The sequence below is a fragment of the Intrasporangium sp. genome (genome assembly GCF_036566125.1).
In the GTDB taxonomy this organism is placed as follows: domain Bacteria; phylum Actinomycetota; class Actinomycetes; order Actinomycetales; family Dermatophilaceae; genus Intrasporangium.
The window spans coordinates 1-11,078 of record NZ_DATCWX010000103.1; the positions used below are offsets into that span (position 1 = coordinate 1).

The 11,078-nt window shown below is 68.5% G+C and carries 10 protein-coding genes; 7 read left to right on the forward strand and 3 right to left on the reverse strand.

What is annotated here, in order from left to right; translation table 11 throughout:
- Nucleotides 1–174 precede the first annotated feature (174 nt).
- Nucleotides 175–861 carry a CGNR zinc finger domain-containing protein gene (locus VIR15_RS06270; RefSeq protein WP_331926619.1) on the reverse strand — a complete coding sequence of 229 codons (687 nt, stop codon included), beginning with the start codon at nt 859–861 and terminating at the stop codon, nt 175–177.
- Nucleotides 862–996: 135 nt separating this feature from the next.
- On the opposite strand from VIR15_RS06270, the gene VIR15_RS06275 reads away from it, so the two are divergent.
- The 5 genes from VIR15_RS06275 (at nt 997) to VIR15_RS06295 (ending at nt 4,261) form a co-directional block, all read left to right on the forward strand.
- Nucleotides 997–1,449 (forward strand): VOC family protein, encoded by a 453-nt coding sequence (locus VIR15_RS06275; protein WP_331926620.1) that lies wholly within the window; start codon nt 997–999, stop codon nt 1,447–1,449.
- 97 nt (nt 1,450–1,546) lie between these two features.
- Nucleotides 1,547–2,419, forward strand: a complete 873-nt coding sequence (locus VIR15_RS06280; RefSeq protein ID WP_331926621.1) for a pyridoxamine 5'-phosphate oxidase family protein — start codon at nt 1,547–1,549, stop codon at nt 2,417–2,419.
- A 52-nt stretch (nt 2,420–2,471) separates the two neighbouring features.
- Nucleotides 2,472–2,663 (forward strand): ferredoxin, encoded by a 192-nt coding sequence (locus VIR15_RS06285; protein WP_331926622.1) that lies wholly within the window; start codon nt 2,472–2,474, stop codon nt 2,661–2,663.
- A gap of 3 nt (nt 2,664–2,666) precedes the next feature.
- Complete coding sequence (locus VIR15_RS06290) at nt 2,667–3,812, forward strand: NAD(P)/FAD-dependent oxidoreductase (RefSeq protein ID WP_331926623.1); 1,146 nt, start codon at nt 2,667–2,669, stop codon at nt 3,810–3,812.
- Complete coding sequence (locus VIR15_RS06295) at nt 3,809–4,261, forward strand: nuclear transport factor 2 family protein (protein ID WP_331926624.1); 453 nt, start codon at nt 3,809–3,811, stop codon at nt 4,259–4,261. The genes VIR15_RS06290 and VIR15_RS06295 overlap by 4 nt, the downstream gene beginning before the upstream one ends.
- 84 nt (nt 4,262–4,345) lie before the next feature.
- On the opposite strand, the gene VIR15_RS06300 is transcribed toward VIR15_RS06295, so the two are convergent.
- Nucleotides 4,346–5,356, reverse strand: a complete 1,011-nt coding sequence (locus VIR15_RS06300) for an alpha/beta fold hydrolase (protein WP_331926625.1) — start codon at nt 5,354–5,356, stop codon at nt 4,346–4,348.
- Between the two features lie 206 nt (nt 5,357–5,562).
- Nucleotides 5,563–9,981, reverse strand: a complete 4,419-nt coding sequence (locus VIR15_RS06305; protein ID WP_331926626.1) for a S8 family serine peptidase — start codon at nt 9,979–9,981, stop codon at nt 5,563–5,565.
- A gap of 241 nt (nt 9,982–10,222) precedes the next feature.
- On the opposite strand from VIR15_RS06305, the gene VIR15_RS06310 reads away from it, so the two are divergent.
- Together VIR15_RS06310 and VIR15_RS06315 are read left to right on the forward strand one after the other, a co-directional pair.
- The gene (locus VIR15_RS06310; RefSeq protein WP_331926627.1) at nt 10,223–10,747 is read left to right on the forward strand and encodes a winged helix-turn-helix domain-containing protein; all 525 of its coding nucleotides are present in this window, start codon (nt 10,223–10,225) and stop codon (nt 10,745–10,747) included.
- Nucleotides 10,748–10,793: 46 nt separating this feature from the next.
- The gene (locus VIR15_RS06315; protein ID WP_331926628.1) at nt 10,794–10,964 is read left to right on the forward strand and encodes a hypothetical protein; all 171 of its coding nucleotides are present in this window, start codon (nt 10,794–10,796) and stop codon (nt 10,962–10,964) included.
- Nucleotides 10,965–11,078 lie beyond the last annotated feature (114 nt).

Consider the following 11,078-nt stretch of genomic DNA (forward strand, 5'->3'; position numbering starts at 1 on the left):
GGAGCCGACCACCGGACCGTTCGCCGCGCGTCTGGCCCAGAACTCGCCGACTGGCCACATCGCGGCGCCACTGCTCATCGGCCAGGGGACTGCCGACACCCTCATTACCTCCGACTCCCAAGCGGCGTTCGTCGAGAGTCGCTGCCGCGCTGGCCAGCCCGTGGACAATCGCATCTACACGGGGCGTGACCACGTGGGACTGATGGCCGCGGACTCACCGGCTATCGCCGACTTGCTCGCCTGGACTGACGAACGCTTCTCAGGCGCCGCGCCGGCCGACACCTGCCCGGTGCCGCGGGCACGGCGGTAGTGCCGGGCGACGCGGGCGCGGTTGCCGCAGCCGGGAGAACACCATTCCCGGCGGGTGTGTCGCTGCACGAAGTAGAGCACGCAGCCGGGCCCGTAGCACGCCCGCACGACTGGCGCGTCCGATCCGAGCAGCCGGGCCGCCTCCCGGGCGAGTGACGTCACATGATCCGAAACCGACGTGCCGGGCTCGGGCCAGTCGAGCTCGAAGCGGTGCTCACCTCGCTGCTCGAGGCGAAGGGCCGGCTCCACCAGGCGTGCGTTGACCGTCTCGAGGGCCCGCCCGAGGGCGGTCTCGCTGATGCGCGCGTGCTCGCGCGAGTCGTGAGTGGTCTCCGCGGCGATCCGCCGCAGCGACGCTCGAAGTTCGCGGTACTGCGCGAGATCCCCCTCTGAGGGCGGAGCGGGAGCACCGAATCCGATGCGTGACCACCAGACGCTGAGCTGTTCCGTGGTGCGCAGGGCGTCGTGCACGCCGGACCGGTCGGCCCACACGGTGTTCATCAGCCGCACGGAGGCGGGCTCGCTCGGATACAGGTCGGGAACGTCGGTCACTCTGACTCCTTCACGCGAATGGCTCACGTTGGCTCGGAGTTTAACAGTTACTCCGTTGACAAGCATTAGATCCATTCCGTAATGTCCCTAATGCATCAGGATGCAGTAACCATTACCAACGTCCAAGGAGACAGTGTGAGCACCCCAGCCCTGAAGACCGGACACATCGGACTCAACGTGACCGACCTGCGCCGGTCGATCGAGTTCTACGGCAAGCTCTTCCAGTTCGATGTCCTCGCCCAGCAACTCGACGGTGACCGCGCCTTCGCTCTTCTCGGCGACAGCGCGTCGCTGCAGGTCGCACTCTGGGAGCAGAGCAGCGGCACCTTCGCCACCGGCCTCCCCGGCCTGCATCACCTCTCCTTCGAGGTGGCCGACATCTCGGCCGTGCGTCAGGCCGAGGCCACGCTCAAGGAGCTCGGCGTCGAGTTCGCCTACGACGGCGTCGTACCGCACGGCGAGGGTGCATCCTCGGGCGGCATCTTCTTCACCGACCCGGACGGGGTCCGGTTGGAGATCTATGCGCCCGTCGGCGCCGAGGGCGCGGCGGCTCCGGTAAAGGGCGCCCCGACCTGCGGCTTCTTCTGATCCTTCCCGTGACCGGCAGGTGCGGGCCCGGCGAACGAGTCGGGCCCGCACCGTCAACGAAATCGAGACACTCATGTTCCATCCAGGTGAGAAGACGGTGCAGTTACAGGCTGGCATCGACGCCGACGAGTGGGGCTCTGCGGGCGTCGGCCGCACCATCCCCCCGATCGCGGCCGAGTTCCTCGCACGACAGGTGTTCCTCGCGATCTCGGCAATGGACGAGTCCGGTCGTCCGTGGACCACTCAGCTGACGGGCTCGGCCGGCTTCGTCCGCGTCGAGTCCGAGGCCGAGATCCTCGTCCGGACCCGGCTGCCCAGCGTCGACCCCCTGTCTGACGTCCTCGACGAGGTCGCCCGGGCGGTACCCGTCGACGTCGGAATGATCGCGCTCGAGCCAGCGACCCGGCGACGGATGCGGGTCAACGGCATCGCCCGCAGGGTGGGTCACGACCTCGTCATCACCACCGAGCAGGTCTACGCGAACTGCCCGAAGTACATCCAGACACGGACGCCGCACGCCGCCGGTCACCGCCCGGAACCCGCTCGGCGCGAGGGCCAGTGGCTGACGCCGCAGCAGGAGCGCTGGATCACCGAGGCTGACACCTTCTTCGTCGGGACGGCGGCACCGGGGCTCGGCGTCGACACGTCCCATCGCGGTGGCAACCCCGGGTTCGTCACCGTGCGCGGCAGCAAGCTCAGTTGGCCCGACTATGTCGGCAACTCGATGTACATGACCCTGGGCAACCTCGAGGTCGAGCCACGGACGAGCCTGATGTTCCTCGACTGGGAGCACGGGCATGCAGTGCACCTCACCGGCCGGGCCAGAGTCGACTGGGACGCCGACCGAGCGGCTTCGGCGCCGGGAGCGCTGCGCCACATCGACTTCGACATCGAGCGTGTGATCCAGGTCGACCACGGCAGCGCCCTGTCCTGGACCTTCGAGAAGTACTCGCGATTCAACCCCGCCTGACCGCCCTAGCAACCGAGCCGTTCCCATCGGCCACCCTGAAAGGAGAAGGATCATGCACGTCACCGTGGATCGGTCCCTGTGCGAGATCCATGCACAGTGTGTCTTCGAGGCTCCGGATGTCTTCCAGCTCGACGAGGACGACGAGCTCGTCTACGACGCGCAACCGGACCAGCGTCACCGCGCCCCGATCGAGCGCGCCGTCGCCTCGTGCCCCGTCGCCGCGATCACGATGGTCGAGGCGTGACCTGTGCGCCGGATCGTCATCGTCGGGGCCGGCCTGGCCGGGTTGAGCGCGGCCGAGGAGCTACGCCGGCGTGGCCATGATGGTGACCTCACCGTCATCGGTGCGGAGCCCCATCGGCCCTACCGGCGCCCCCCGCTGTCCAAGCACCCGCTGCCCCGGGCTCAAGCGGACGTCGCGCTCGGGTCAGCCGACCACCTCAGGGCCACGTGGGTCCTCGGCACGCCCGCACGTCACCTGGACCGTCGACGCCGGCTCGTCCAGCTCGCCGATGGCGAGCAGGTCGCCTTTGACGGCCTCGTCATCGGGACGGGCTGCCGTGCGCGAGAGCTCCCGCGGGCCCTGCACCGTGGTCTTCCAGAGGTGATAACCGTTCGGGGCGTCGACGACCTCGCCCGGCTCCGGGACCATCTGCTGCGCCGCCCTCGTGTCGTGATCGCCGGAGGGGGCTTCCTCGGCTCCGAGCTCGCCGGATCAATACGAGAGCTCGGACTCCCCGTCGAGCTCGTCGAGCGGGCCCGACTCCCGCTCCTGCGGGCACTCGGGCCTGAAGTGGCTGAACGGGTGTCCCGGGCACATCGCGAGCGGGGGGTGGTCCAGCACCTGGGCAGGGTGGTCACCGAGCTGCTCGGCGCCGACCACCTCGAGGCGGTCCGACTCGATGACGGAACCACCATTCCCGCTGAGCTGCTCATCACCGCAATGGGATCCGAGCCCAACATCGAGTGGCTCACGGGCTCGGGTCTGGCTCTCACGGACGGCGTTCTCGTGGACGAGACCGGCACCGCCGCTCCAGGGATCGTGGCCGCCGGAGATGTGGCCCGATGGCCGCATCCGTGGGACCGCTCGGCGCGCATCCGGGTCGAGCACTACCACGGCGCGCTCGCACAAGGGACCCACGTCGCCCGCACGCTGTTCGGCGACGCCCAGCGGTACGACGGTCTGCCGTCCTTCTGGGCCCACATCCACGACCTGCGGCTCCACTCAGTCGGCTTCACCGGCGGGACCCACCGTCTGCACATCGTCAAGAGCCACCCCGACGGCAGGTTCCTCGCGGAGTACCGGCACCGGGACCGCGTCGTCGGTGCCATCACCCACGGCTTCGTCCGCGACCTCCTCCCGTACCGCCTCACCCTCAAGGAGACAGCATGAACCGCCCGCCCCTTCCACCCTTCACTCTCGAGACAGCTCGACAGAAGGTCCAAGCCGCCGAGGATGCGTGGAACACCCGTGACCCGCACCGGGTTGCGCTGGCCTACACCGTGGACTCGGTGTGGCGCAACCGCGACGAGTTCGTTACCGGCCGTGAGGACATCGAGCGCTTCCTCTCGCACAAGTGGCAGCGCGAGCTCGACTACGCCCTCCGCAAGGAGCTCTGGGCGTTCTCGGACGAACGGATCGCCGTCCGGTTCCAGTACGAGTGGCACGATGCCTCGGGGCGATGGTGGCGCAGCTACGGCAACGAGCTGTGGGCCTTCGCCCCCGACGGTCTGATGCATCGTCGCGAGGCGAGCATCAACGACGTGCGGATCGACTCGTCCGACCGCCGTATCAACGGGAGCCGCCAGGAGGCTGACGCCACGCCGCTGCCGCTCCACTGAGGCCGTATGTCGCTGGGCCGGCACCCGCGTGGACCAGGCCGCGGGTGCCACCCGGCTTCCCGGCGTGGCGTGCGCTTGAGAGCTCTAGGTCGGATCAGCGAGCTTGTTGGTCCCGGTCAGCACATCCTCCGACAGGATGCGCCGCACCTTCTCGGGCTCCTCGAAGATCGGGCTGTGCGCCGAGTGGTGGAAGGTGTAGAAGCCCTTGACCGGTGCCTGGACCCTGTCGAAGTACTCGTGGGCGAGGCTGAGACAGCAGGTGTAGTCGTGAACGCCGTGGAGGAGGTAGAGGGGGATCTCGACCTTCGGCACCTGCTCAGAAAGGTCGGTGGCAAGGATCTGCTGCGTCCATTGCGGCATGACGCCGGTGGTGAACTTGCCGCGCCACAACCTGACCTTCTCGGCGACCGTGTACTGCCGACTCGTGATCGACGGCCAGAAGACGCCCGTGATCACCGAGTGCATCTCGTGCATCGTGCCGACACCGAGACGGTGCATCGCCTTGTCCCGCACCGAGAGGTAGGCGTCCGGGGTGCCTCCCGCGATGGTCACCGGCGCGGCTTCGAGCTTTCGGACCATCCGCCGGTCGCCGCGCTCCCGGTACCGAGCGAGCATGTACTCATATGCGATCCGCTCGGACTCGAGCTGCCGCACCATCTGGGACATGCCGACGTACGCATGGAACCGCTCCGGCGCCCGCGCCGCCGCCTGCAACCCGAAGAACGTCCCGCCCGAGTGCGCCATCACGTAGACCTTCTCCTGGCCGAAGCGCTCGCGAAGGTAATCGGTCACCGCGAGAGTGTCGTCCAGGTGCTGCTCGAGCGTGAAGTTCTGCGGCGAACTGCGGGGGTCGAACGACAGCCCTGCGCCCCGGCGGTCCCACCAGGCGACCGTGAAGATCCTCTCGAGCCCGGTCGGGTAGCGCTCGGTCAGGAAGAACTCCGGCATGCCACCGTGCAGGTAGAGCAGCACCGGGTTCATCACATCGGCGCTTTGGAGGAACATCCCTTGACGCCCGCCGTTGATGTCGAGGTAGGTCTTCTCCGAGACGCGGCCCGGCAGCCGGTGACCATCGGCGTCGGTTAGCGCTGTCATGACGTCGATGGTGCTCGCGGAATCGAGGGCGCCACCAGAGGCCAACGTCCCGCAACGCGGGACGGGCCGCGTGGGCCGAAGGCGGGATGGGAGGGCTGGGAGGTGGGTTGCGCTGGGAGCGAGCTCAGCGGCATACGACACAGGCAAACGGGTCGGCCGCCGCCGGGGACCCGGCGACGGCCGACCACTGGAACGCGACTGGCCCCTTACCGGTCAGCTCGCTCCTGCACCTTGATGGTGTTGATGACCGGGCTGTCCATCGCCTTGCGTTGGACGAGCTCGATCGTGAGGTCGCCACCGCCGTGCTCGACGACGACCGTGTCGAGGTTGGCCGTGAGAGCCGGCACCTCAGTGATGATGTCCTTGCCGACGATGGCGTAGGCACCGTTCACCTTGACGTCGAAGACACGCTTGCCTGCCTTCGTGTTCGTCCACTCCGAGAAGCCCAGCTCGATCTGGTACGTACCGGCAGGTGCGTCGTCGAACTGGTAGGTGAGGGCACCGACTCGGCGCGACGTGAAGAGCGACTGGTCCGGCGTACCGGCGATCGCCTTGTTCGTCGTCTCGGTCTTGCTGCTGGTGCCGAGGTAGCCCCAGCCGCCGTCGACGTGCGCCCGATCGGCCTTCCACTTGAACAGGTCGGAGGCGTCGAGGGCGTTGCCGCCGGCGTTGACACCGACCTGGTAGGCGGAGATGACGACCTTCGCCGGGACGTTGACCGCGCGAACCCGGCCGGCGCCCGTGCTGACCACGAGAGCGCCTTCCCAGACCCCCGGCTCACCGAGGGAGGCGTCGACGTTGACCGTGAAGGTCTTCGTCTCGCCGACCGCGATCGTCGCCTCGGTCGGGTTGACCGAGAGCCACAGGAGGTCGGTGTCCTCCGGGTCGCCCACATCGACGAGGTAGGCCTTCCCGTCGACCTGGTTCGCGGTCCAGAGGTTGCCGGAGGCGTCCGACTCGAGCCCGGAACCCGGGAAGGAGTCGTTCGTCGGGTAGGCCACGGTCTTGAGAGTCGAGCAGTCCGCCGGCGACAGTTGGTAGAAGACCGTCGTCGCCGCGCTCGGCACCATCCAGATCGTGTCGGAGGTGTTGTTGTAGGCGAGACCGGCGATGCCTGCCTCGGCCGGCTCACAGCTCGAGAGGGTCGCACCCGGTGTCGCGTGGGTCGTACCCGCCACCGTGTAGATGATCCCCTCGTTCCAGCCGCCGATGTAGAAGACGTCGGCGGCGGCGTTGTAGGCCAGGCCGCGCTGGGAGATGCCCGACCACGGCGACCCCGAGATGCGGCTGCTCTCGGCCCCGGTCGCGGGGTCGAAGCAGACGATCGCGTTGTCACCGCCGACGTTCACCTGGCACATGTCGCCAGTCCGGCTGTTGAGGGCGAGGTCGCCGCTCCATGAACCGCCCCACGTTGCCGGGTAGCTGCCCTGCAGAGCACCCGCCGTGGTGAACCGGTTGTTGGTGATCGCCGTGGCGTCGGACAGCCAGACGTTGCCGTCATGGCCGACGCCCCACGGGACGTCGAGCCCGGTCGCCCATGACGCGAGGACGTCGCCGTCGGCGTTCGGAGCCGCTGCGAGGCTCTTCTGCGCCGCCACCTGGTCCTTCGTGTAGAGGCCCTTGGCGGAGATGGCACTGCGGTCGCCCTTCGTCGCGGCCTTGACTGCCTGACCGCTCAGGGCGGCCGGACGTGCTGCCGACGACGCGCTCTTGCGACCGGACTCGGTGACCGAGAACTGGAGCGCTGCCGACCCGGTGTTCTTGACCGTGAACGTCTCCGTCCGCGTGTCGCCGGCTCCGAGGACTCCCCAGTCGTAGCTCGTCGCACCGGTGATCTCCGCGATCCCGGTCTTCAGAGCAGGACTGAACTCCGCGGTGTCACCGTCCTCGTCGAACGTGACCTGGGTCGACTCACCGACGTAGTTCGTTGCCGTGACCGCGACGTCGTAGCTGCCGAGGAAGAGCACCTTCGAGAACGTGCCGTCGGCACCGGTGGTCACCGTCACGGGCGCACCAGTGGACGGAGTCATCGTGACCTTGGCGCCCGAGATCGGCTCGTGGTCGTTGAAGTCCGTCACCGTGCCCGAGAGCGTGCCGCTGGGCGGTGGGCTGAAGGTGATCGACTTCTGCGGAGCCACCGCGCCGGCGGTGTTGAACGAGTACTGCCAGGCCTCGGTGCCCGTTGCGTTCTCGATGCCTACCGTCGCCGAGCTGCCGGTGAGGGCCGGCTTGCCGTCGGTCTGCGGGCCGTAGCCGAGGATGACCTTGCCGTTGCGAAGCAGCGTGGCCGAGAAGTTGGTCCGCGCGTTCGCATCGGAGTAGGGCCGGACGTTGCGCCACTCGATGACGAAGGCGTCCTGTCCACCGACCGTCGTCGTTCCCGTGTAGACCCCGGCCGACGCATCGACGTTGAGGTCGTCCCAGAACGGGTAGATCGCGGCATTCGGCGTCGCAGTGCTGGGGATGGCGCCGTTGGAGAACGCCGACACCGTGGCCAGGAAGTTGACGTGGCCGTTCGTGGACAGGAAGGCCCGGTTGTACGACTGGCCGTAGAAGCTGAACGCCCACGGCAGGTCGATCGCCAACGTCGAGTCGTCACCGGCGAGGGTCGTCTTCGTCGAGCCCTGCAGGTAGTCGCCCGTGCCCACGACACAGGTGTAGCCGTAGCCGTCGGCCCGGCCCGCCAGCGCCACTGCCACCGTCTCGTCGCCGTCGACGACGAGGCTCTGGGAGTACGGTGCTGCGCAGCCGCCGGCGGTCACGGACAGGGTGTAGGTGCCCTCCGGAACGTCGGGCACGGAGAAGGTGCCGTCCGCCCCGGTGGTCGCCGGCGGCAGTGCCGAGGCGAGGGTCACCGTCGCTCCGGCCACCGGAGCACCGTTGCCCTGGAGGGTCACCGTGCCGGAGACGGTGTGCCGGGGCGCTGCCACGAGCGCCACGTCGACGGTGGCCGTTGCGCCGGCCGTCACGGTGGCGTTCTGCGTTGCAGTGGCGTAGCCGAACGCGCGGACCGTGATGGTGTAGGCGCCCGCGGACACTGCGGCGTCGTACGTGCCGTCGGCACCGGTCGTGACGGAGCGCGGCGTCGGACCCGCGATCTCCACCGTGGCACCGGCGACAGGGCTTCCGCCAGCCGTGACGGTGCCGGCCACGTGGCCCACGTCGCCTCGCGGTGTGGACTGGTACAGCGCGAAGGCGTCGAGCTTGCCCTCGCCCCACACATTGTTGTCGTCCACCGTGCCGCCACAGGTGAGGTCGCTGGTGTCCGCAGCGGTCTCATCCAGCAGCGCGCGGGTGGCGGCGAGGTCGCGCTCGAGCGAGGGTGCAGCGCTCCAGGCGAGGGCCACGGCGCCGGCGACGTGTGGCGATGCCATCGAGGTGCCGCTGATGTTGCCGTAGCCGCCACCTGGCAGTGACGAGCGCACTGCGACGCCGGGAGCGGCGATGTTGGGCTTGGTCTCGCCGTCCTGGCCGGGACCACGCGCCGAGAAGCTTGCGATGTTGCCGGTCGAGTCAAAGGCTCCGGCCGAGTAGTTGATGGTGCGCGAGCCGGGAGAGCCGCTCGTCTGGCAGCTCGGACCGCTGTTGCCATTGGACCACTGGCCCCAGATGCCGGACGCCGCCCACGCGAGCTGGATGTCCTCCAGGAACGGGGCGGTCGACGGGGAGCGCGATCCCCACGAGTTGTTGATGATGTGCGGGCGCTTCGACGTGTCCGGAGCGGATCCGTCGAGGCGAGTCGGCGCGAGCATCCACTGACTGGCGTCGGCGAGGTCCGCATCGGCGCAGGTGTGGCACCCGTTGGCCTCGATCCACCGAGCGCCGGGGGCGACACCGATCTGGTTGGCACCGTCGGCCCCGACCATCGTGCCCATCGTGTGCGTCCCGTGACCATCGGAGTCACACGGGTCGCCTGCCGCATTGCAGTTGCCAGCGACGTCGAAGAAGTTGTAGTTGTTATCGAGCGTTCCGTCGGGCAACAGGCCGCGGTACTTCGACCGAAGCGCCGGGTGGTTGACGTCCGTGCCGCTGTCGATGCTGGCGACGACGATCCCCTCACCGGTGGTGCCTGCTCCCCAGACGTCGTCGGCGTTGATCGCGGCGACGCCCCACTCGACGGCGTTGGGCGCCATGCCGCTCGTGTCAGGCTTCACCTCGACCGGCTTGATCAGCTCGAGGACGGTCGTCTCGACGATCTGCTTCACCTCGGACTTTGCTGCCAGCGAGGTGGCGAGACTCAGCGTCCCACCGCGCACGAGAACGGCGTTGGTGATCCAGTAGGGCGTGAAGTCGGCGTTCGCCGCCTTGAGCTGCGCGACGACCCCGGCCTGCGAGCTCTGCGAATGCTTGCGCAGCGTGTCGTAGACCGCCTTGCCGCGCTGGTCCCAGTCCTTGATGGCGCTGGCCTTGGACAGGTCTGCCCGGTCTGCGAGGCGAACCCAGAAGTCAGCGGTCTTGCTGGTCGTCAGCTCCTTCTCGGCTGCTGCGGTGAACTTGGCGGTCGGGTCGGATGCGGCTTGGGCCGACGGTGCGACCAGTCCTGCCATGGCGATCAGGGTGGCGACCGCGGCAATGACGGCCAGGAGTGGTCTTCTGATCCGCGCTGAGCGTTCTCGTGCTCTCATCTGTCCTCCGTGGTGAGGGTGTCCCGCCGTCGGGTGGCGAGATACACGGGAGCCCTCAGGGGTCTGAGGGCTCTCCCTACGCTGGCCGGTGGGCGCGACCCCGACAAGGACGGCAGGTGGGCAGTCCTTGGGCAGGAATTGGTCAGAAATGGGTCAAATCTCCCCATTTCCTGTGGACACCCTGTGACGCCGAGCGGTAGGCAGGTGGTGGGCGAATTGCAGTCGACGAAGGGGCATCGACATGCTGAACAACGCGGCAGATCCAGGACTGGTGCTGTGTGTGGGCCTGTCCCTCAATGAAATTGCGGGCGTCGCGCGACTGCTGCAGGATCGAGCCGTCGTCCTCGGTGCCGTCGATGTCGACGCTGCCCGGACGCTCCTCGAACCGCCCGCAACCCCGGCCACCGAGGCCGCGAGCCCTCACCTCGCTCGGTCGGAGAGCCGACCAGTCGATCCGGCCCGACTCACCGTCGGGGCACTTCGGATCGACGTCCGGGCTCGCGAGGTTGCCCTGAAGGGAAGGCCAGTCCACCTGTCGGCTCGCGAGTTCGACCTGCTGACCCTGCTGGCGTCAGACCTCGGAAGGGTGTGGTCCTTCGCCGCGCTGAGCCGACAGGTCTGGGGCAGCGACTTCGCCGGCGACCGCGAACGGCTCACCTCAACCGTCAAGCGGCTCCGCAAGCGACTGGGCTCCATGGCCGGCTGTGAGGTCCGGTCCGTTCATGGGGTCGGCTATCGGCTGAGCATCCTGCCCGCTGCGCCCTGAGCGCCGCTCGGACCTGCCCGCACGTTCGCCGAAGAGGAACCACGAGATGACAGCACTGGCCAAGGCGATGCCGGCAGCGACGGCGTACCCGCGGCGGAACCCGGCCATCCCTCCAGCGGTCAAGCTGGCTGCCGCGACCCCGGACATCACCGCGGCACCCAGCGAGGCGCCGAGCTCGTGGAACGTGCTGAGCAGACCTGAGGCGACACCCGCCTGATGGTGTTCGACGGACCCCAGGGCAGTGGCGGACGCGACGACGAACAAGGCTCCCAGCCCTGCCGAGGCAAGGCTGACGGCGATCACCGTCGTGGCCGTGCTTCCGGCAGCCGCC

What these genes read in the sequence shown, in the direction of transcription:
- VIR15_RS06285 (WP_331926622.1), top strand. Translation starts at nt 2,472, where the DNA reads ATGCACGTCACCGTGGATCGGTCCCTGTGCGAGATCCATGCACAGTGT.
- VIR15_RS06295 (WP_331926624.1), top strand. Translation starts at nt 3,809, where the DNA reads ATGAACCGCCCGCCCCTTCCACCCTTCACTCTCGAGACAGCTCGACAG.
- VIR15_RS06300 (WP_331926625.1), bottom strand. Translation starts at nt 5,356, where the DNA reads ATGACAGCGCTAACCGACGCCGATGGTCACCGGCTGCCGGGCCGCGTC.
- VIR15_RS06305 (WP_331926626.1), bottom strand. Translation starts at nt 9,981, where the DNA reads ATGAGAGCACGAGAACGCTCAGCGCGGATCAGAAGACCACTCCTGGCC.
- VIR15_RS06310 (WP_331926627.1), top strand. Translation starts at nt 10,223, where the DNA reads ATGCTGAACAACGCGGCAGATCCAGGACTGGTGCTGTGTGTGGGCCTG.
- VIR15_RS06315 (WP_331926628.1), top strand. Translation starts at nt 10,794, where the DNA reads ATGACAGCACTGGCCAAGGCGATGCCGGCAGCGACGGCGTACCCGCGG.